Source organism: Bradyrhizobium sp. 134 (genome assembly GCF_023074155.1).
In the GTDB taxonomy this organism is placed as follows: Bacteria; Pseudomonadota; Alphaproteobacteria; order Rhizobiales; family Xanthobacteraceae; genus Bradyrhizobium.
In genome coordinates this window covers 728,490-749,831 of record NZ_JADPKX010000086.1, presented here as the reverse complement: position 1 = coordinate 749,831, position 21,342 = coordinate 728,490, and the positions used below count along the sequence as shown (strand labels likewise).

The following is a 21,342-nucleotide window of genomic DNA, read 5'->3' as shown; positions in this document are numbered from 1 at the left end:
CCCTGGTGTTGTGGCCAAGCTCAGCCGAGCAGCCGCGACTTGCCGGTTTCACGCGCGAAGCCGAGCGCGATCATCGCCGCGAGCGCGAGCGCAACGTAGTATCCTGTGATCGCGTAGGTGGAGCCCGTCTGCGCAAACAGGCTGGTGGCGACCAGCGGCGCAATGCCGCCGCCGAGCACCGTCCCGAGTTGCTTTCCGATCGACACGCCGGTGAAGCGAATGCGGGTCGGAAACAGCTCCGGGAAATAGCTCCCTTCGCTGCCGAACATCAGCGGATGGATTATCCCCGCGGCGAGGATCACCGCGCACGTCACCAGCATCGTGTCACGGCTCGCGACCACACCGTAGAATGCAAACATCGAGATGGCTGCGAGCACGACGCCGGCCAGGAACAGACGCTTTCGTCCGATGCGGTCGGACCAGGCGCCGATGAGGGGCATCGCGACGAGCCCGACGAGATTGGCAAACAGCACGGCCTGCGTGATGACGACCTTCTGGACGCCGAGCTGACGGGTCGCGAAGGAGATGGTGAAGATGGCGGTCAGATAGAAATAGGAAGTCTGCGCCATCTCGGCGAAGAACACGATGAGGATCGGCCGCCAGTGCTCCCTCAGGGCTTCGACCACAGGCGCCACTTCAGTCACCTTCGCTTCGCGGAACGTCGCGCTCTCCTCGATGCGCAGGCGCATGTAGACGCCGAGCGCGACCACCACCGCACTGATCAGGAACGGCACGCGCCAGCCCCATGACAGCAGGTCCGCCTCCGGCAGCCTTGAAATCGTGAGCGCCGCAAACGAGGCGAGCACGACACCGACGGGTCCTGCGGCCTGGATCACCGCGGCCGAGAAGCCGCGCCGGTGCCCGGGCGCCGTCTCGATCGCCATAAGGATCGCCGCGGTCGACTCGCCGCCGAGCGCAAACCCCTGGACGAAGCGTAACGCCACGAGCGCGACGGTCGCGGCCACGCCTGCACTGGCGTAGGTCGGCAACAATCCGATCGACATGGTCGCAAGTCCCATCATGAGCAGCGTACACAGCAAGACCGACTTTCGGCCGAGGCGGTCACCGAAATGGCCGAACACAAGCCCGCCGAGCGGACGCGCCAAAAATCCGACGGCAAACGTCGCGAACACCGCAATGGTCGCCGTGAGCTGGTCGAATTTCGGAAAGAACAGCTGATCGAACACCAGCGGCGCGATCAGGCCGTAGATGAAAAAGTCGTACCATTCGATCGCGGTGCCGATGGTGCCGGCAATCAGGATACGCCGGCGGCTGCTCGCCGTCTGCCCGGCAGTGGCGGCGGTTGCAACATGATCGTCGTAGTGCTCCAATGCTCTTGTCGTCACGGTTTCCTCCTCCGGTGTCATTTGCCGTTTTGTTGTCTTGTTGTTATTGGCCGCGCAGCCGCTGGTCGGATGCGACGGCAAGAGTCGATCAGCTGGCCAGCCGTGCGCTGTCGCTCGCATTGCGTCCAAGTGCTCGGGCAACGACGCGCCCGATCATGCCAGCCTGTGACGCGCTGCCGCGCCAGGCCACGATCTGGTCGGGGCGTATCAAAGCCAGATCCGCCTCGTAGAGATCGCGCAGGGATTTCGGCAGCGTGACGAGTTTCACATCAACCCCGATCGCGCGGACGGTCTCGGCGAATGATGCATGCGCGGTCATGACCTCGCCGAACTGGAGCAGCGTCCACTCGAACCCGAATAGGTCGTACAAGGAGACGCCGTCGTCCAACCACGCATGCGGGGCGCGGCCGCCGGGACAGGCGCTCGGAACGTAGACGTTCGCGGCGTCGGGCGGCGGCTGGCTGCCATCGGAGACGATGATCGGCGAGCCGTCGTAACGCCCGCCGAGGGTCACGCCTGGGATGTTGAATTCGGCGCGGGCGTGCTGTTCGAGATAGACGCCCGCGATCCGCCGCGCCTCGTCGCCGGCATCGGTGGCGTCCTCGATCTCAGGCGCGGGAGCGAACAGACCGAGCGAGTCGGCAAAGCGACGCGCATAATCGGTGTTGCGAAGCGCCACCGGACGCCGCTCGACCTCGTAGCTGTCGAGCAGCTCCGCCGGGCTCACACCTTTGATGACGCTTGCGAGCTTCCAGCCGAGATTGACCGCATCCTCGATCGCGGTGTTGTAGCCAAGCCCGCCGGTCGGCGTGAACAGATGCGCCGCGTCGCCGCCGAGGAAGACCCTGCCCCGCTGCATTCCGTTCGCAACCAGCGCGTGGCCAGCGGTCCAGGTCAGGAACGACAGCACTTCGCAGTCGATCGGCGCGCCGCAAGCGCGCTGGAACGCTGCTTTGGCTTCGTCGATCGTGATCGCATTTTCGTTCTCATCGGGCCGAAGCTGCGTGTGAAACGCAAACTCGTCGCGACCGTTCACCGATGCCATGAAGGCGCGGCGGTCGCCGTTGAAGCAATTGTACATCCAGGCCTTGGCGTGCGGGATGCTCGCGTAGAATCCGGGCGAACGGAGATAGACCGCCAGCATGCGGCCGCCCATGAAGTCGCGCTGCGCTCCGGTTTCGCCGCCGTAGACGATCCCGAGCGATTGCCGGACCATCGAGCGCGGCCCGTCGGCCCCGACCAGGAAGTCGGCCCGGACCTGAAAGCGGCTGTTGTCATCGAGACATTCGATCTCGGCGACGACGCCGTCATCGCTCTCGACGTAGCTGATCAGACGATGACCGTAGCTGAGCCGTATTCCGGGAAGCCGTTCGGCATGGCGGCGCAGCACCGCTTCGACATATTTTTGCGAGACCCGATGCGGCAGCTCGGCCGCGCTCCAGGAGCCCGACATGCCCTTGACGAGTTCGCCCGCGCGTGACGACGACGGCAACTGAAATCGGGCCAGCTCGTAGCCGGTGTAGCGCGTGAAATACGCAACGTCAGTCGGATAATCCGCAGGCAGACCTTCGCGTCGGATCTCGTCGGCAAAACCCAGCCGCCGATAGTGCTCCATAGAGCGCGCCTGCGTCGCATTGGCTTGCGGATTGAATGCCGTGCCCGGCTTTTCATCGACCAGGATCGCGGACACGCCGCGCCGGCCGAGCTCGTTGGCGAGCATCAGGCCGCAGGGCCCCCCACCCACGATGAGCACCGAGGCCGTCAGACATGTTTCCAAGACGCTTCTCCCTACCAGCATTATCCTGCATGGTAAGGTTGCCTGACGATATCGTCAAGTAGCCTGACTAATCGGGCTCGTGGAGCGTGTCGAATTGCGCGCCGTAGACTGCCAATCCCTTCAGGATCGTGTCCATCGTGGCCTTGCCGAGTTCGGCGCGCATCTCCTGCTCGGCAACGTCGACGGCGTCGCGGAACGCATCGAGCCATTTGCGTCCCGCCGGCGTGAACATGACGATGCGCGCGCGCCGATCGGTCGGATCGGCGATGCGATCGACCAGGCCCAGCTCGGCGCATTGATCGACCAGCTCGCCCATCGCTTGCTTGCTCATGGAGGCGCGGCGGGCGAGTTCCGTCAGTCTGGTCCCCTCGACGTCGAGATTGCGTGTGAGGCCGACATGCGCGATCCGGGTTTCGTCATGCCCCTTCTCGCTCATCAGCTCGAGCACACGACCTTCGAAGCGCCGCACCGCGTTGTTGAGCAGCCGACCGATGTTGGCATGCCGCCATGCGGTGCCGGATGTCCTGGCTTTCAATGGATGTGCCTTCTGCAAAGCCGCCTGAATTCGAAAATGTCGCTCACTTCGCCGCGTCGATCCAGATCCCCGGCAGCGAATGCTCGCGGATGTGGGTGACCAGGAAGTCGGAAAAGACCCTGATCTTGGCGGGCAGTCCGGCACGGTTCTGGTAGGCGATGTTCATCGTCAGCAGCGGCAGCTCCCAGTCCATCAAAACCGGGACGAGACGGCCCGCCGCGATGTCGCTTTGCACGATATAGAGCGGCTGGATGAGGATGCCGAGCCCCGCCAGCGCGGCGCCGCGGATGACCTGGCCGTCATTGCTGTCGAGCGTCGGCGTGATGCGGACAGTCTGCGCGCCGTTGCCTTTGCGCAGGCGCAGCGAATAGGGATCGTTGGCGAGATTATAGACCAGCATGTTATGGCGCGCGAGATCGACCGGCTGCTCCGGCTCGCCGCAGCTTGCGAGATAGGACGGCGCAGCAGCGAGCACCCGCCGCATCTGGCCGATGCGGCGGACGATAATGTTCGAATCCGGCTCCTGCTCGCGCGTCCTGATCGCCACGTCGATGCCGGCCTCGATGAAATCGGAGTAGCGGTTGGCGGTGGTGATCTGCATGTTGAGCTTCGGATAGCGCGCGCGGAAGGCCGGCAGCATCGGCGCCAGATAGATCACCGCAAAGGACAGCGAGCTCGTGACCCGCAGCGTGCCTTGCGGCGACAGCGCGCGATCGCTGACGATGTCCTCGGCTTCCGCCAGCTCGCTCAAAACCCGGCTCGAGCGCTCCAGGAGTACCTGCCCCGCCTCCGTCAACCACAGCCGACGGGTGTTGCGCTCGATCAGCCGGACCGCAAGGCGCTCCTCGAGCGCGCTGAGATGGCGGCTCGCGGCAGCATTCGACATGCGCAGGGCTTCGGCAGCTTTGGACATGCTGCCGAGCTCGGCCGTCTTGGCGAACACTTCCAATTGGAGCAGGCGGTCCATTCTTTCGCAAACAGGAAAAGAGACTTGCGATTATTGAGCTTTATTTCCACATCCCGCAAGTCAAAATGGACCAAACACAAGCGGGATAGCAGGCGAGGAAACAGGGAAATGTCGGGCCGGATCAGGCACATCGTGATGTGGCGGCTGCGCGGGGAGACGCCCGCGGAGCGGGCCGCCGCCCGGGTCAAGGTCAAGACCCTGTTCGAGGGCTTGCGCGGCCGGATCGACGGCCTCACCCATATCGAGGTCGGTCTCGATGTCAGCGATGTCGACTACGCCTGCGACGTCGTTCTGTTCTCCGAATTCACCGACCACGCTGCGCTCCAGGCCTACGCTACCCACCCGGAACATTTGCGGGTGCGCGAGGCGCTGGGCGACTTGCGGATCGGACGCTTCCAGGTCGATTATCCCATCAAAGAGACCGGCACATGATCGGTACGTTCACCTTTGAAAACCTGCCCTGCCGCGTCGTGTTCGGCAGCGGAACGTTGGCTGGCGCCAAGGCCGAGGTCGAGCGTCTCGGCGGCAAGCGCGCCCTGGTGCTGACAACGCCGCAGCAGGAGGCGCAAGGCAAAAGCTTGGGCGCGGCGCTCGGTTCGCTCTACGCCGGCATTTTTCCGGGCGCGACCATGCACACGCCGGTCGAGGTCACGGAGCGGGCGCTCGCGGCGATGAAGGCTTGCGAGGCCGACTGCGTCATTTCCCTCGGTGGCGGATCCACGACCGGCCTCGGCAAGGCGCTCGCCTTGCGCACAGGAATCAACCAGCTCTGCATTCCCACCACCTATGCCGGCTCCGAGATGACGCCGATCGTCGGCCAGACCGAGAACGGACTTAAGACCACTGTGCGCGATGCCGCTATCCTGCCCGAGACCGTGATCTACGATGTCGACCTCACTTTGACGCTGCCGGCGAGCCTGGCCGCGACATCAGGCATCAATGCGATCGCGCATGCGGTCGAAGCGCTCTACGCGCGCGACACCAATCCCGTCACGTCGCTGATGGCCGAAGAAGGCATTCGCGCGTTGGCACGTGCGCTGCCCGCCATCGCCGCGAAAAGCGATGATCGCGAGGCTCGCACCGAAGCGCTCTATGGCGCCTGGCTGTGCGGCGTCTGCCTCGGCACCGTCGGCATGGCGCTGCATCACAAGCTCTGCCACACGCTCGGCGGCACCTTCGACCTGCCGCATGCCGAGACCCACACCATCGTGCTGCCGCACGCGCTGGCCTACAACGCGCCGGCCGTGCCCGACGCGATGGCGCGGATCTCCCGCGCCATCGGCGCCGCCGATGCATCGCAGGGACTTTTCGAGCTCGCGAGGCGGCTGGGTGCGAAGGTCGCATTGCGCGACATCGGCATGCCCGAAAGCGGCATCGACAAGGCCGCGGATCTCGCGGTCACCAACGCCTATTGGAACCCGCGCCCGCTCGAACGCGACGCCATCCGCGACCTGATCGGGCGCGCCTGGGCCGGTGAGCCGCCTGTCACCGGCAAAGCGGTGGCTTGAAGCGATGCGGCGCACGCTGATCAAATCCGCCACGATCATCAGCATGGATGACACGATCGGCGACTTCGACATCGGCGACGTGCTGATCGAGGGCAGCCGCATCGTTGACGTGCGTCCATCGATCGACGTCGGCGGCAGTGCGGCCGAGACCGAGATCGTGGACGGTACCGGCCGCATCGTCATCCCCGGCCTGATCAACGCCCATATGCACACCTGGCAGACGGGCCTGCGCGGCTATGCCGCCAACTGGACGCTGCTGGAATATTTCCGCCGCATGCATGCCGGGCTCGCTACGGTCTTCAGGCCCGAGGACATTTATATCGCGACCTTGGTGGGTGCGCTGAACCAGATCAACCAAGGCACCACGACGCTGGTCGACTGGTGCCACAACAATCCGACGCCCGATCATACCAACGCCGCCGTGCGCGGCCTGATCGAGAGCGGTATTCGCGCGGCCTTCTTCCACGGCTCGCCAAAGCCCGAGCCCAAATCGGGCGAGCCGCATTTCTCGGAGATCCCGCATCCATGCCGTGAGGTCGAGCGACTGCTGGCGGGGCCCCTCGCCGACCGCGACGGCCTGGTCACGCTTGGGCTCGCGATCCTCGGCCCGCATTATTCGACGCTGGACGTCGCCATGCACGATTTCGGCATGGCGCGCGAGCTCAAGCTGATCGCATCCATGCATCAGGGCGGCGGTCCCGCCAAGACGCCCGGTGGCTGGGAGAAGCTGATCGAGGCGGGTCTCGTCGGCGCCGGCACCAACATCGTCCATGGCAACGACCTGCCTGACGCACTGCTGGATCGGATGGTCGATCTCGGCGTCTCCTTCTCGGTGACGCCGGAGAACGAGATGATCCAGGGCCACGGCTTTCCGATCACCGGACGGCTGCTCAAGCGCGGCGTAGGGCCGACCATCGGCATCGATCTGGAATCCGTGCTGGCCGGCGACCTCTTCTCCGCCGCGCGCGTTGGGCTCTCGATGCAGCGCGCACTGGACAACGCGGAGTCGCGCAAGGCCAGCGGCACCATTCCGGCGACGACCACGATCCCCGTCCGTGAGGCGCTTCGCTGGATCACGACGGAAGGCGCCCGCATGCTCGGTCGCGAAGGCCAGATCGGCTCGCTGACGCCGGGCAAGCTCGCCGACCTCGTCATCATCAATGCCAGCGATCTCAACCTCGTACCTGTGCACGATCCCGTCTCCACCGTGGTGATGCAGACCAGCCTTGCGAATATCGAGGCCGTGATGATCGGCGGCGTGTGGAAGAAGCGGAATGGTCGGCTGCTGGCCGACGGCCTGGAGGCGAAGAAGGAACTGCTCGTGCAATCCGGCCGGCGACTGGTGCACGACATCGAACGACAGGGACACGCCGCCTGAAGGCGTCAAGGACAACAACAATGACTGATACGCCAAAGAACATCGCTTTCATCGGGATCGGCAAGATGGGCCTGCCGATGTCGGTGCTCGTCGCCAAGGCTGGTTACGCCGTGACCGCGTTCGACCGGAGTGCCGCACGGCTCGACGAGGCGCGCGCGCAAGGCGTTTCGACTGCCGCTTCGCCGGCCGAAGCCGTGGACGGCAAGGCCGCGATCGTCACGTCCCTGCCCGATGACGCGGCCTTGCGCGGCGCATTGCTCGGCTCCACCGGCCTCATCGCCGCGATGGCTGCTGGATCTGTCCTGATCGAGACCAGCACCGTGAGTGTCGAGGCTTCCGCAGAGGTCGATGCCGCCGCCCAGGCGCGCGGTGTCCTCTACCTGCGTGCGCCAGTCTCGGGCAATGCCAGCATCGTCCACACCGGCGCGCTGAGCTGCTTCGTCTCGGGCCCGAAGGACGCCTACGAAAACGCAAAACCGCTGTTCGCCGCCTTCACCCGCGCCCAGACCTATCTCGGGTCCGGCGAGGAAGCGCGATATGCCAAGCTTGCGGTCAATTTAATGATTGCGGTGTCGGCCGCCATGATGGCGGAGAGCCTGGCGCTGGCGCGCAAGGGCGGCATCGGCTGGCAGGACATTCTGAAAGTTCTCGACGACAGCGCAGTCGCCTCACCGATGGTGAAGTACAAGACCGCGCCGCTGCGTAACCGCGATTTCGACTCGACCTTCTCCTGCAGGCAGATGGCCAAGGATCTCGACCTGATCCTCGGCGCCGGCCACGCCATCGGCGTGCCGCTTCAGCTCGCGGCCCAAGTGCGCGAGACCTATGGCTCGCTGGTCGCGCAGGGCGACGGCGACGCCGACTTCATCGCGACCGTCAAGCATCTGGAACGTCTGTCCGGGCTTGGCGAGCCCAAACTCTGATCGCGGAGACACCCATGCGCAATTTCAACGAGAACACGATCACGGATGCAGTGCTGGAGCGGATCGCGGGCGCAACCGATCCGCGCATCAAGCAAGTCAGCGAAGCGCTGGTGCGCCACCTCCATGCCTTCGTCCGCGAGGTGCGACCCACCCAGAAGGAATGGGAATACGGCATCGACTTCCTGACCCGCACCGGGCACATGTGCGACGACAAGCGCCAGGAATTCATCCTGCTGTCGGACGCGCTTGGCGTCTCCATGCTGGTCGACGCCATCAACCATCCAGTGCCGGAAGGCGCCACCGAAACCACGGTGCTCGGTCCGTTCTTCGTGCAGGCGTCGCCCGAGAAAGACAACGGCGAGGACATCTCCGGCCCGATGGAAGGCGATCCGATGCTCGTCACCGGCTCGGTGTCGACCGTCGACGGACGGCCGCTTGCCGGCGCCGTCGTGGATGTCTGGCATTCCGACGATGATGGCTATTACGACGTGCAGCAGCTCGACAAGATCGGCGATCTTGCGATGCGGGCGCGCTTCCACACGGATGCCAACGGCCGCTTCAATTTCTGGTCGATCAAGCCGGCCGCCTATCCGATCCCGCATGACGGTACCGTCGGTGACATGCTGGAGGTCCAGGGCCGCCATCCCTGGCGCCCGGCACACGTGCATTTCATGATCTCGGCGCCCGGCTTCGAGCAACTCGTGACCCACGTGTTCGTCGCCGGCGACCAGTATCTCGACTCCGACGTGGTGTTCGGCGTCAAGGACAGCCTGATCCGCGAGTTTGTGCGGTGCCCGCCCGGCCGTGCGCCCGATGGTCGCATGGTGGACAGCGAGTATTTTCACCTCAACTATGATTTCGGCCTGAAGCAGGTCGCTAGCAGCGCAAGAGCCGCTTAAGCTGAACATCGCGGACCAGACAAGAGTCCGACAACAAGGCAGACAGGGAGCAAGGATGGGACCGCGGGTCAGCACGAGCATATTGGCCGATCGCCTCATGGGCATGATCGGCTCGCGCGCGAGCGTCGCGCGTGGCGTGCTCGATCAGCATGGGCAGAGCGAGTCGCATTATCGCAACCTGCCGCCCGACATCGTGGTCTTTCCCGAAACTACGCAGGAGGTCGCGGAGATCGTCAAGCTGTGCGCGGGGGCGAATATGCCCATCGTGCCGTTCGGCGCCGGGACCTCGCTCGAAGGCAATGCGGCCGCGGTCGCGGGCGGCGTCTGCTTCGACTTCGCACGCATGAACAAGGTGCTGACGGTGCACGAGAGCGACATGGACGTCGTCGTGCAGCCGGGCATCACGCGAAAGCAGCTCAATGCGGAGCTGCGCGGCACCGGACTTTTCTTTCCGATCGATCCCGGCGCCGACGCCTCGATCGGCGGCATGACGTCCACGCGGGCTTCCGGCACCATGGCGGTGCGCTACGGCACCATGAAGGACAACGTCATGGCGCTGGAGGTGGTTCTGGCCGACGGCCGCGCGATCCGGACCGCCAGACGCGCGCGCAAGTCAGCCGCCGGCTACGACCTGACCCGCATGTTCGTCGGCGCCGAGGGCACGCTCGGCGTCATCACCGAGATCACGCTGAAGGTGCATCCCGTGCCGCAGGCGATCTCGGCCGCGGTTTGCAGCTTCGACACCTTGCACGACGCCGTCGATACCGCGATTTCCGTGATCCAGTCCGCGATCCCCGTCGCGCGCATCGAGTTGCTCGACGACGTCATGATGCGCGGGATCAACGCCTATGCGAAGCTCGGCTATCGCGAAGCCCCGACCCTGTTCTTCGAATTCCATGGTTCCGAGACTTCCGTCGCCGAGCAGGCCGAAGCTGCACAGGCCATTGCCGCCGACCATCGTGGTCATGGCTTTGCCTGGGCCAAGGCGCAGGAGGATCGCAGCCGGTTGTGGCACGCTCGCGACAACACGCTCTATGCCGGCCTGGGCCTGCGCCCCGGCGCGCGTGCCGTGATCACCGACGTCTGCGTGCCGATCTCGCGACTGGCGGAATGCCTCACGGATACCCTGCGCGATGCGGACGAGCACGGTTTCACGGCGCCGATCGTCGGCCATGTCGGCGACGGCAATTTCCACATGCTGATCCTGATCGACCCGGCAAGGCCCGCGGAAGCCGAAGGCGCCAAGGCGCTCCAGGCCCGCATGGTCGCCCGCGCGATTGCCATGGACGGCACCTGCACCGGCGAGCACGGCATCGGGCTCGGCAAGATCGACTATCTCACCGACGAACTCGGCGAGGCCGTCGATGTGATGCGGTCGATCAAAACCGCGCTCGACCCCAATGGACTGATGAACCCCGGAAAGATCTTTGCAAGCGGAGCGCGCGCATGAGCACCGCCGCATTGGCCGTCGAGCCCGCCGCCCCCACGCCGCTGCTGGAGCTGCGCGGCATCAGCAAGGAGTTTCCCGGCGTCAAGGCGCTGGATGACGTGTCCTTTGCCGTCTTCCCTGGCGAAGTCCATATGCTGCTGGGCGAGAACGGCGCCGGCAAGTCGAGCCTGATGAAGGTGCTGTGCGGGGCCTACCGCGCCGATGCAGGCGAGTTCTACTGCAAGGGCGAGCCGGTCGCGATCAACTCGGCCGCGGACGCGCAGAAGCTCGGCATTGCCGTGATCTTCCAGGAATTCTCCCTCGTCCCCCATCTCGATATCGCCCAGAACATCTTCCTCGGCCGCGAGCCGAAGGGCCGTATCCCCGGCACCATCGACCGGCGCAGGATTCTGGCCGACGCCGCGCGCGTGCTCGGCACGATCGGCTTCGAGATCGATCCCTCCACCATCATCGACAAGTTGGGGGTGGCGCAGCAGCAAATGGTCGAGATCGCCAAGGCGATCAGCCAGAACGCGCGCATCCTCGTGATGGACGAGCCGACCGCGGCGCTGTCCGATCGCGAGACCGAGCTGCTGTTCGCGCTGATCGCGCGGCTCAAGGCCGACGGCGTCTCCATCGTCTACATCTCGCACCGCATGGCGGAGGTGTTCGCGCTCGGAGACCGTATCACCGTTCTGCGCGATGGTCGCCGCATCGACGGCATTCGCCCGGCCGAGGTCACGCCGGACCAGCTCGTCCGCATGATGGTCGGTCGCAACGTCGACATGACCTACCCGCGCAATTTTGCCGACAAACCCGGCGACGTTCTGCTCGAGGTCAAGGGCCTGAGCGCCTCCACAGGAATCTCGGACATCAACATCGAGGTGCGCCGCGGCGAGATCGTCGGCCTGTGTGGCCTGGTCGGCTCCGGTCGCAGCGAGGTCGCACGCGCGATCTTTGGCGCCGATCCCGTGACATCAGGCGAGATCGTCTTCGACGGCAAGACTATCTCCGGCGAGCCTGATCTTGCCGCCCGCCGCGGCATAGCGCTGATCCCGGAGAGCCGCAAGAGCGAGGGCCTGGCGCTGCTGCGATCGGTGAGCGACAATCTGGTGGTGTCGGCGCTGCGAAAGCTGTTTCCAAGCGGTCTGTTCGACCAGCGCAGCGCGCATCGCACCGCCGACGGCCTGATCAGGCAACTGCGCATTGCGACGCCCAGCGCGCGCCAGATCGTCGGCCTGCTCTCGGGCGGCAATCAGCAGAAGGTCGTGATCGGCAAGTGGCTCGCCGCCGGCTCGAAGCTCTTCATCTTCGACGAGCCGACCCGGGGCATCGACATCGGTGCCAAGGCCGAAATCTTCGCCCTGATCGACCGCCTTGTCGCCGAAGGCGCGGCGGCGCTGATGATCTCGTCCGAACAGGTCGAGATCTGCCACGTCTGCGACCGCGCCTATGTGATGCGCGAGGGGCGCATCGCCGGGCACCTCGCGCGCAATGAGCTGACAGAGGAGAACATCGTGCGACTGGGCATGCATCATGCGTGAGGCCGCGGTCGCCTCTCAACCGAATCCGCTGCAGCGCGTTCCCGGCGTTGCCATCGTGCTGGTGCTGCTGATCGCGCTGTTCAGCACGATCGCGCCCGGCTTTCTGTCGGTTGCCAACCTCTCCAATGTGCTGGTGCAGTCGACGATCCTAACCATGCTCGCGCTGCCGATGACACTGATCATCATGACCGAGGGGCTGGACCTGTCGATGGGCGCGGTGCTGACGCTGACCTCGCTCTGCGTCGCAATCGTCTCGCTCGCAACCCACTCGATGTTGCTGGGCTTAGGTGCCGGACTCCTCGTCGGCACAGCCTTCGGCTTCGCCAATGGCTGGCTGGTCGCCATCGTGGGCATCCCGCCCTTCGTGGCGACGCTCGGTACGCTCGGCATGGCGCAAGGCCTGTCGCTGATCGTCAGCGACGGCCAGAGCGTGGTCGGCATCCCCCACAGTGTGCGCGACATCTATTCGGCGACGCTTCTCGGCGTGCCCGTGCCGATCGTCATGGCGCTGGTGACCTATGCTGCCTTCCACGGCCTGCTCTATCACACCCGCTTCGGCACCTATATCTTCGCGCTCGGCGGCAACCGCGAGGCGCTGCGCTACGCCGGCCTCTCACCGAACAAGCTGCTGATCGCGGTCTATGCAATTGGCGGCGCCATGGCCGGCATCGCCGGCCTGCTGATGACAGCGCGCATGAATTCCGGGCATCCAACCGCGGGCCTCGGTCTCGAATTCGATGCGATCGCGGCCGTCGCCGTCGGCGGCACGTCGTTCGAGCGCGGCAATGGCTGGCTGCTCGGCACGCTGCTCGGCGTGCTCTCGGTCGGCGTGCTGCGCAACGGGCTGAACCTGATCTCGCTGCCCTCCTCGGTGCAGGTCGCGAGCGTCGGCGTCCTCGTCATCGTTGCCCTCTTCCTTGACGGCCTGCGGAGCCGCGCATGACCGACATCAGCAAAGACGCCATTGCGCCGCCCCGCTCGTTCCTGTCACAGGACGCGATCCAGGTATTCTATCGCCTGCTCGCGGCGCTGCTGATCTGTGCGGTGCTCGCCGTGCTCAGCGATTCCTTCCTGAGCCTCGGCAACATCCTCAATGTGCTCAGGCAGGCGAGCCTGACCTTCTTCATCGCCTCTGGCCTGACCCTGGTGGTGCTGACCGCGGGCCTCGATCTCTCCGTCGGCGCCAATGTCGCGCTGTCCGCCTGCATCGCCGGGACCGTGATCCACAAGACCGGCTCGCCGGCGCTCGGCATTCTCACCGGGCTTGCCTGCGGCGGCATCGTTGGCCTCCTCAATGGCGTGATGGTCACCGCGCTGCGCATCCCCTCTTTCATAGCCACCTACGGCATGCTCTGGGTGCTGAACGGCCTCACCTATTGGTACATGGCGGGCGAAACCCTTCACGGCTTCCCGGCCGGCTTTCGCCAGATCGGCAGCGGCTATCTCTTCGGCTTGCCGATCCCGGTCTATCTGCTGCTGGTGTTCCTCGGGATTGGAACGCTGTTTGCGCAGCGCACGATCTGGGGCCAGGAGATCTATGCGATCGGCGCCAATCCGGTCGCGGCACGGCTCTCCGGCATTCCGGTCGCGCGCCGCCTGCTGCTGGTCTACGCGGTCTCCGGGACCATGGCCGGGCTCGCCTCGATCATCTTCCTGTCGCGGCTCAATTCGGCCGAGGCCGACATCGGCGAAAGCCTGACGCTGCCCGCGATCGCCGCCGTGCTGATCGGCGGCACCTCGCTGTTCGGCGGCGTCGGCACCGTGTTCGGCACTTTCATCGGCGCATTGATCCTGACGCTGGTGCTGAACGGCATGAACCTCTTGTCGGTCAGCGCCAACTGGCAGCCGCTGGTCACCGGCATCATCGTCATTCTCGCGGTCTGGCTCGACATGAAGACCCGCCGCCGCGCGCAATGAGTTCTTGAACGACCAACAAGCAAAACGAGGGATGGAGGCAACATGAAACAGACACTGGGTTATTTGGCGCTGCCGCTGCTGATGGCGGCCGCGCTCACCACGCAAGCGCGCGCGGACGGCGAGACCATCGCCGTCTTCACCAAGAACCAGACCAACCCGTTCTTCCAGACGGTGCGGGTCGGCGCCGACAACATGGCCAAGACGCTAAACGCGAAGACGCTGCAGTACATTCCGACCAAGCCCGACAGCATTCCCGAGCAGCTCAGCCAGATCGAGGACGTCGTGGTGAAGAAGCCGAGCGCCATCGTCTTCACGCCGGTCGACTACAAGGCGATGGTGCCGGGTGTCGAGAAGATCAACGACGCCAAGATTCCCGTCGTCAACATCACCGACCGCTCGGCCGGTGGCAAGTTCCTGTCCTTCGTCGGCGCCGACGATTACAGCCTCGGGCTCGAGACCGCGCGCTTCCTGCTCAAGACACTGGGCGGCAAAGGCAACATCGTCATCATTGAGGGCGTCAAGGGCTCGCTGACCAATGTCGACCGCGTCCGCGGCTTCAACGACGCGCTGAAGGAAAATGCCGGTGCAAAACTGCTGGCCTCGCAGCCCGGCAATTACCAGCGGCTCCAGGCGCTCCAAGTGATGGAGAATCTGATGCAGTCGAACGCGCAGATCGACGGCGTGCTCGCCGCCAACGACGCCATGGCGGTTGGCGCCATCGAGGCGCTCGATGGCGCCAACCGCAAGGCGCAGGTGATCGGCATCAACGGCACCAAGGAAGCGATCGACGCGATCAAGTCCGGCAAGCTGCTCGCGAGCGGCGACTACAACGGATTTTTTCAAGGCTGCCTCGGCACCATGATGGCGATCCGCTCCTTGCGCAACCAGCCTGTCATCGCCGAGATCGTGCTGAAGCCAACCGTCATCACCAAGGACAATTACCAGCCGTTCGACGTGCCGCTGGAGCAGCGCAGCTGCCCGACTTTCGAGGAAGCCAGCAAGCTCGGCGGCAAGTAAGTCAGCACACCTTCACGACAAGCTCGGACGGCCGCAGCCGCGGCCGTCCCAAGAACACGAGACATATACGGAGACCATCATGCTGTTCGCCATTCACGCCCTCGACCGCGCCGGCGCGCTAGCGACCCGGCTCGCCAATTACGACGCCCACAAGGCTTTCCTGAGCGACACCTCGCGCTTCGGCGTCAAGATCGTGATGTCGGGGCCGCTGGTCTCCGACGACGGCGCGACCATGATCGGCAGCCTGTTCCTGATCGAGGCAGCGGGCCGTGGCGACGTCGAGGCTTTCAATCGCGCCGATCCGTTTGCAGCGGCCGATATCTGGGAAAAGGTCACGATCACGGGCTTCCTGCGCCGCCAGGGTTGAAGGCGGCTAAACAAAAACGCGAAAACAACCCCATGCACAGTAGAATGAGGTTGTTTTTACACATGAATTTTCGTCGCAAACGTCTTTGACTCGTCGGGCAAAACAGGAGCAGAGAGCCATCCTCACCCGATTGTCGCCCCCAAGCCTCGATCGAAAGGTTTGCCGCCGGCCTAACGGCTAGCTGCTCGCCACCGCTGCACTATCTTCGAGATGACAGGCCACCCACTGCTCGGGTCCAGCCGCGCGCAATGTCGGCTCTTCGCTCCGGCAGCGGTCGAACACGTATGGGCAACGGGTGTGGAAGCGGCACCCGCTCGGTGGATTGATCGGGCTCGGCACGTCTCCCTTGAGGATGATCGGATTGCGCTGGGCCCCCGGCTCGGGCAGCGGCACGGCCGAGAGCAGCGCCTTGGTGTACGGATGCTTTGGCGCGGCGAAGATCTCGTAGCGCGGCGCCACCTCGACGATCTTGCCGAGATACATCACCGCGACGCGATGGGTCATGTGCTCGACGATCGCGAGGTCATGGCTGATGAACAGCAGCGCCAGGCCGAACTCGCGCTGGAGATCCTGCAGCAGATTGACGATCTGGGCCTTGACCGAGACGTCGAGCGCCGAGACCGCCTCGTCGCAGACGATCAGGTCGGGCTCGGCGGCGAGCGCCCGCGCGATGCCGATGCGCTGGCGCTGGCCGCCGGAGAATTCGTGCGGCCTGCGGTTCAGCGCCTCGCGCGGCAGGCGCACGGTATCCATCAGCGCCGTCACGCGGGTCTCGAGATCGATCGCGGATTTGGCGAGGCCGAAATTGCGGATCGGCTCGGCCAGGATATCGCGCACGCGCATGCGCGGATTGAGGCTCGAGAACGGGTCCTGGAACACCACCTGCACGCGGCGGCGCATCTGGCGCATCGTGCTCGGATGGGCGTCGTCGATACGCTGACCGTCGAGGATGACCTGCCCCGCCGTGATGTCGAACAGACGCAGGATCGCACGGCCGACCGTCGATTTGCCGCAGCCGGACTCGCCGACCAGCGAGAGCGTCTCGCCGCGCGCGATCTCGAACGACACGCCGTCTACCGCATAGACCCATTCGGACTTGCGGCTGAACAGGCCCTTTTTGACCGGGAAGTGCTTCTTGAGGTCGTTGACCTGGAGCAGCGGGGGACTCATGCCGCGACCGCTCCCTTGGCCGCATAGTGGCAGGCCGCGACGTGACGTGGCCCCTTCTCTTCGAGCCCCGGCGCGTACTGCCGGCACAGATCGGTCGCGAGCGCGCAACGTCCGGCGAAGACGCAGCCGACGATGGGCTTGCGCAGATCAGGCACCTGCCCGGGGATCTCTGCCAGCCGCCTCGCGGTGCCGGTCAGCGACGAGCCGAGCCGCGGCACTGCACCGAGCAGGCCCTGCGTGTACGGATGACGCGGCGAACGGAACAGGTCCGCCACCGGCGCCTCCTCGACCTTACGGCCGGCATACATGACCATGACGCGCTCGGCGATCTCGGCGACCACGCCGAGATCGTGGGTGATCAGGATGATCGCCGCGCCAACCCGGTGCTTGAGATCCAGCATCAGCTTCAGGATCTGCGCCTGGATCGTCACGTCGAGCGCGGTGGTCGGCTCGTCGGCAATGAGAAGTTTTGGATTGCAGGCGAGTGCAATGGCGATCATGACGCGCTGGCGCATGCCGCCGGAAAGCTGATGCGGATATTCGCGCACGCGGCGCTTCGGCTCGGGAATGCCGACCAGAATCAACATCTCGATCGCGTGTGCCTCCGCGGCTTGCTTGTCCAGGCCCTGGTGGATCATCAGCGTTTCGCGGATTTGACGCCCGACGGTCAGGACCGGGTTGAGGCTGGTCATCGGCTCCTGAAAAATCATCGAGATGTCGTTGCCGCGGATCGCGCGCATCTCGCGATCCGACATTTGCAGCAGGTCCTTGCCCGCGAAACGGATGCTGCCGGCGATCCTGCCCGGCGGTTCCGGGATCAGCCGCATCAGCGACATCGAGGTCACCGACTTGCCGCAGCCGGACTCGCCGACGATGGCGAGCGTCTCGCCCTCGTTGACATGGAACGACACGCCTTCCACCGCGCGGTTGATGCCGCTGGGCGTACGGAAGTGGGTTTGCAAATTCTCGACTTCGAGCAGTGCCATCGCGATCAGCCCCTCGCCATCAGAGGCTCTTGGCCATGCGCGGATCGAGCGCATCGCGAAGGCCATCGCCGAGCAGGTTGACGGCGAGCACGGTGACGGACAGAAAGGCCGCCGGAAAGAACACGATGTAGGGCTTGACCTGCCACAGCGCCCGCCCCTCCGCCATGATGTTGCCCCAGGACGGAATGGTCGGCGGCGTTCCCGCGCCGATGAAGGACAGGATCGCCTCCGTGATCATCGCGCTGGCGCAAATGTAAGTCGCCTGGATCAGCATCGGCGCCAGCGTGTTGGGCAGGATGTGGCGCAGGATGATCATCGGTGTGCGCGTGCCACAGGCGACCGCCGCATCCACGTAAGGCTGCTCGCGCAGCGACAGCACGACACTACGGACAAGACGGGAAACCCGCGGAATTTCGGCGACGGTGATCGCGAGAATGACGTTGCCGACGCTGCCGCGTGTCAGCGCCATCAGCGCGATCGCCAGCAGGATCGGCGGGATCGACATCAACCCGTCCATGAAGCGCATCAAGATGCCGTCGGCCCAGCGGATGAAGCCGGAGACGATGCCGATGGCGAGACCGACTGCGGAGGCAAATATCGCAACTGACAGTCCGACCGTGAGCGAGACCCGCGCGCCGAACAGCACGCGCGAATAGATGTCGCGACCGAGCACGTCGGAGCCAAACCAGAAGGCAGCCGACGGCGCGCGGGTGCGCTTGGCGGGCGCGAGCGCGGTCGGATCCACCGTTCCAAGATAAGGCGCAAAGATCGCGATCAGGACGAGCAACAGCAGCAACGTGCCGCCGATGGCAACGGTGGGATGGCCGCGCAGCAGCCCGGCGAAGCCGCGCCGGATCGTGACCGGCCGGAGGATCTCGGGCAGTTGCGGCGCGAGGACGAAGCCCGCCGGCAGCGCTTGCGGATTGACGGTCGTGTCGGTCAATAGCGAATCCTCGGGTCAACGAGCGTATAAATGACGTCGATCATCAGATTGACGAGGACGTAGACGAAGCTGAACAGCAACACGATGCCCTGGATGACGGGATAATCGCGACGCAGGATCGCGTCGATCGTGAGCCGGCCGAGGCCGGGAATGGCGAACACGCTCTCCGTGACGACCGCGCCGCCGATCAGGAGCGCGATGCCGATCCCGATCACCGTGACGATCGGCACGGCCGCGTTCTTCAGCGCGTGGACGAACAGGATGCCGCCCTGCCCGAGGCCCTTAGCGCGCGCAGTGCGGATATAGTCCTGCTGCAACACTTCGAGCATGGTGGCGCGCGTGATACGCGCGATCAGTGCGATGTAGACACAGCCGAGTGCGATCGCGGGCAGGATCAGGTTTTGCAGCCATGGCCAGACGCCCTGGGCGAGCGGCGTATAGCCCTGCACGGGAAGCCATTCGAGCTCCAGTGCGAAAACGTAGGCGAGGACATAGCCGACGACGAAGACCGGCAGGGAGAAGCCGAACACGGCAAAGGCCATGATGGCCCGGTCGATCAGGCTTCCCGCCTTCCAGGCCGCCAGCACGCCGAGCGGCACCGCGACCACGATCGTGAGCAGGAGCGTGACCATCATCAGCGACAGCGTCGGCCCGAGACGCTGGCCGATCATCGTCGAGACCGGCAGATTGGTGAAGATCGAGGTGCCGAGATCGCCGTGCAGAATGCGCCAGACCCAGCTGCCGAACTGGATCAGGAAGGGTCGATCGAGGCCGAGGCTCTGACGGATGCGCTCCACATCATCCGGACTTGCCTGATCGCCTGCGATCACCGCGGCGGGATCACCCGGCGCGATGTAGAGCAGGCTGAACACGAACAGCGCGACGATCGCCATCACTGGCAAGGTCGAGGCGATACGCCGGAGGATGTAGGAGAGCATCTGGCTTCAGCGCAAGGTCATGCGGATTTCGACACGCCCCAGAAGAACGGCAGCGGCCCTTTCGTGATGCCGGAAACGTTCTTGCGCCAGGCCGTGTAGCTGAGGAAGAAGCCGGTCGGCGCGTAGACGACGTCGTCGAGCGCGACCTTGTTGAGGCGGGCGACCGCGGCCTTCTCCTCGTCGAGGTTCTTGGCCTCGAACCAGGACGTGACCTCCTTCTCGGTGCCGGGGCTGTTGGGCCAGCCGAACCAGGCCTTGTCGCCGTTGGCGCGAATGGCGGTGTAGGGCGCCGGATTGATGCAGTCCGAACCCGCGTGCCAGGTGTGGAACATGTTCCAGCCGCCCTGTCCGGGCGGTGTCTTCTGTGCGCGGCGGGAGCCGACCGTGCCCCAATCGGTCGCGACGAAGTCGACATTCATACCGAGCTTCTTCAAGAGATCGGCGGTCACATCGCCGAACGCCTTGGTGATCGGCTGGTCCTGCGCCACCAGGCACGTCACCGGCTGGCCGGAATAGCCGCTCTCGGCGAGCAGCTTCTTGGCAGCGTCGAGATCGCGCTTACCCTTCAGGACCTCGCCGCCCGCCTCGGTGTAGAGCGGCGTATCGGGCGTGAAGAAGCCGGGCAACGACTTCCACAGCGAATTGTCGTCGCCGACGAGCGCACGCATATAGTCTTCCTGGCTCATCGCCATCAGCACCGCGCGCCGCGCCCGCACGTCGTTGAAGGGCGGATAGAGGAAGTTCATGCGGAACGAGCCGACATTGCCGAGGGGATCGCCGATGTCGACGCTGATGTTCTTGTTCTTCTTCAGGACCGGGACAAGGTCCGCGATCGGGTTCTCCCACCAGTCGATCTCGCCGTTCTGCAACGCGGCCGCGGCGGTCGCCGGATCGGGCATCACGATCCATTCGACGCGGTCGAGCAGCATCTGCTTGCCGCCGGCGAGCCACGACGCCTTCTCCTGCCGCGGCACATAGTCGGCGAATTTTTCGAACACGGCTTTCGCGCCGGGGACCCATTCGCCCTTGGCGAACTTCATCGGCCCCGAGCCGACATAATCGCCGATCTGCTTGAACGGGTCGGTCTGCGCGATGCGCTCCGGCATGATGAAGGCGCAAGGCGAGTTGTTCTTGCCAAGCGCATAGAGCATCTTCGGGAACGGCTGCTTCAGCACCCATTTGAAGGTGCGGTCGTCGACAGCGGTGAGTTCCTGCTGCAGTGCCTTGAGCATCAGCCCCATCGGGTCGCGTGCCGCCCAGCGCGTCAGGCTCGCAACGACGTCCTTGCTCAGCACCGGCTCGCCGTCGTGGAATTTGAGCCCCGACCGCAATTTGAACGTCCAGGTGGTGCCGTCGTCGGTCACTTCCTCGGACTCGACCATCTGCCGCTGCGGCTGCAGCGCGGAATCGACGCCGTAGAGCGTATCCCAGACCAGCGCGGCGGCATTGCGCACGACATATTGCGTGCCCCAGATCGGGTCGAAATTGGCGAGGTTTGCTTGCGGCACGAAGCGCAGGGTGCGCGCGGAGGCGCCTTGTGCGATCGCCGGGGCCGAGAGGCCGCTCAATGCCAGACCGCCCGCGCCGGCCAGTCCCTTCAATACGGTCCTGCGATCCATGAAATCCTCCCAATAGTGCCGTGATGCCGGCCATCGTTGGCCAAGAACAGGTGAAACCAGAGCTCATTGGCGTGCAAAT

General features: G+C 64.9%; 20 protein-coding genes. 11 read left to right on the top strand and 9 right to left on the bottom strand.

What is annotated here, in order from left to right; translation table 11 throughout:
• Positions 1–20 precede the first annotated feature (20 nt).
• The 4 genes from IVA75_RS38275 to IVA75_RS38260 form a co-directional block, all read right to left on the bottom strand.
• Positions 21–1,346, bottom strand: a complete 1,326-nt coding sequence (locus tag IVA75_RS38275) for an MFS transporter (RefSeq protein ID WP_247289068.1) — start codon at positions 1,344–1,346, stop codon at positions 21–23.
• Positions 1,347–1,434: 88 nt separating this feature from the next.
• Positions 1,435–3,144 (bottom strand): FAD-dependent oxidoreductase, encoded by a 1,710-nt coding sequence (locus tag IVA75_RS38270; protein WP_247289067.1) that lies wholly within the window; start codon positions 3,142–3,144, stop codon positions 1,435–1,437.
• A gap of 46 nt (positions 3,145–3,190) precedes the next feature.
• Complete coding sequence (locus IVA75_RS38265; RefSeq protein WP_247289064.1) at positions 3,191–3,658, bottom strand: MarR family transcriptional regulator; 468 nt, start codon at positions 3,656–3,658, stop codon at positions 3,191–3,193.
• A 43-nt stretch (positions 3,659–3,701) separates the two neighbouring features.
• The gene (locus IVA75_RS38260; protein ID WP_247289062.1) at positions 3,702–4,625 is read right to left on the bottom strand and encodes a LysR family transcriptional regulator; all 924 of its coding nucleotides are present in this window, start codon (positions 4,623–4,625) and stop codon (positions 3,702–3,704) included.
• 108 nt (positions 4,626–4,733) lie between these two features.
• Between IVA75_RS38260 and IVA75_RS38255 the strand changes: the two genes are divergently transcribed.
• The 11 genes from IVA75_RS38255 to IVA75_RS38205 all read left to right on the top strand — a co-directional run bounded on the left by IVA75_RS38255 (position 4,734) and on the right by IVA75_RS38205 (position 15,607).
• Entirely contained in the window at positions 4,734–5,057 is a 324-nt protein-coding gene (locus tag IVA75_RS38255) for a Dabb family protein (RefSeq protein ID WP_247289060.1), read from the top strand.
• Positions 5,054–6,133 (top strand): maleylacetate reductase, encoded by a 1,080-nt coding sequence (locus tag IVA75_RS38250; protein ID WP_247289058.1) that lies wholly within the window; start codon positions 5,054–5,056, stop codon positions 6,131–6,133. Before IVA75_RS38255 ends, IVA75_RS38250 begins: the two co-directional genes overlap by 4 nt.
• Before the next feature lie 4 nt (positions 6,134–6,137).
• Positions 6,138–7,511, top strand: coding sequence for an amidohydrolase family protein (locus tag IVA75_RS38245; RefSeq protein WP_247289056.1), 1,374 nt, complete (start codon positions 6,138–6,140; stop codon positions 7,509–7,511).
• 20 nt (positions 7,512–7,531) lie between these two features.
• Entirely contained in the window at positions 7,532–8,434 is a 903-nt protein-coding gene (locus IVA75_RS38240; protein WP_247289053.1) for an NAD(P)-dependent oxidoreductase, read from the top strand.
• A gap of 14 nt (positions 8,435–8,448) precedes the next feature.
• Complete coding sequence (locus IVA75_RS38235; protein WP_247289051.1) at positions 8,449–9,333, top strand: intradiol ring-cleavage dioxygenase; 885 nt, start codon at positions 8,449–8,451, stop codon at positions 9,331–9,333.
• A gap of 55 nt (positions 9,334–9,388) precedes the next feature.
• Positions 9,389–10,783, top strand: a complete 1,395-nt coding sequence (locus IVA75_RS38230) for an FAD-linked oxidase C-terminal domain-containing protein (protein WP_247289049.1) — start codon at positions 9,389–9,391, stop codon at positions 10,781–10,783.
• Positions 10,780–12,306, top strand: a complete 1,527-nt coding sequence (locus IVA75_RS38225) for a sugar ABC transporter ATP-binding protein (protein ID WP_247289047.1) — start codon at positions 10,780–10,782, stop codon at positions 12,304–12,306. The genes IVA75_RS38230 and IVA75_RS38225 overlap by 4 nt, the downstream gene beginning before the upstream one ends.
• Positions 12,299–13,249 (top strand): ABC transporter permease, encoded by a 951-nt coding sequence (locus IVA75_RS38220; protein ID WP_247289045.1) that lies wholly within the window; start codon positions 12,299–12,301, stop codon positions 13,247–13,249. Before IVA75_RS38225 ends, IVA75_RS38220 begins: the two co-directional genes overlap by 8 nt.
• Positions 13,246–14,223, top strand: coding sequence for an ABC transporter permease (locus tag IVA75_RS38215; protein WP_027569272.1), 978 nt, complete (start codon positions 13,246–13,248; stop codon positions 14,221–14,223). Before IVA75_RS38220 ends, IVA75_RS38215 begins: the two co-directional genes overlap by 4 nt.
• A 42-nt stretch (positions 14,224–14,265) precedes the next feature.
• Positions 14,266–15,240 (top strand): sugar ABC transporter substrate-binding protein, encoded by a 975-nt coding sequence (locus IVA75_RS38210; protein WP_085352393.1) that lies wholly within the window; start codon positions 14,266–14,268, stop codon positions 15,238–15,240.
• 79 nt (positions 15,241–15,319) lie between these two features.
• Positions 15,320–15,607: a YciI family protein gene (locus IVA75_RS38205; protein WP_247289044.1), complete on the top strand. Its 288-nt coding sequence runs from the start codon at positions 15,320–15,322 to the stop codon at positions 15,605–15,607.
• 177 nt (positions 15,608–15,784) lie between these two features.
• Here the strand turns inward: IVA75_RS38205 and IVA75_RS38200 are convergent, their stop codons facing one another.
• Genes IVA75_RS38200 through IVA75_RS38180 form a run of 5 tightly spaced genes read right to left on the bottom strand, consistent with a single transcriptional unit; the run spans position 15,785 to position 21,263 of the window.
• Entirely contained in the window at positions 15,785–16,777 is a 993-nt protein-coding gene (locus IVA75_RS38200; protein ID WP_247289043.1) for a dipeptide ABC transporter ATP-binding protein, read from the bottom strand.
• The gene (locus IVA75_RS38195; RefSeq protein ID WP_027517118.1) at positions 16,774–17,763 is read right to left on the bottom strand and encodes an ABC transporter ATP-binding protein; all 990 of its coding nucleotides are present in this window, start codon (positions 17,761–17,763) and stop codon (positions 16,774–16,776) included. The genes IVA75_RS38200 and IVA75_RS38195 overlap by 4 nt, the downstream gene beginning before the upstream one ends.
• A 19-nt stretch (positions 17,764–17,782) precedes the next feature.
• Entirely contained in the window at positions 17,783–18,706 is a 924-nt protein-coding gene (locus IVA75_RS38190; protein WP_247289042.1) for an ABC transporter permease, read from the bottom strand.
• On the bottom strand, positions 18,703–19,644 hold the full coding sequence (locus IVA75_RS38185) for an ABC transporter permease (RefSeq protein WP_247289041.1): 942 nt from the start codon (positions 19,642–19,644) through the stop codon (positions 18,703–18,705). The genes IVA75_RS38190 and IVA75_RS38185 overlap by 4 nt, the downstream gene beginning before the upstream one ends.
• Positions 19,645–19,661: 17 nt before the next feature.
• Entirely contained in the window at positions 19,662–21,263 is a 1,602-nt protein-coding gene (locus IVA75_RS38180) for an ABC transporter substrate-binding protein (protein WP_247289040.1), read from the bottom strand.
• Positions 21,264–21,342: the final 79 nt, after the last annotated feature.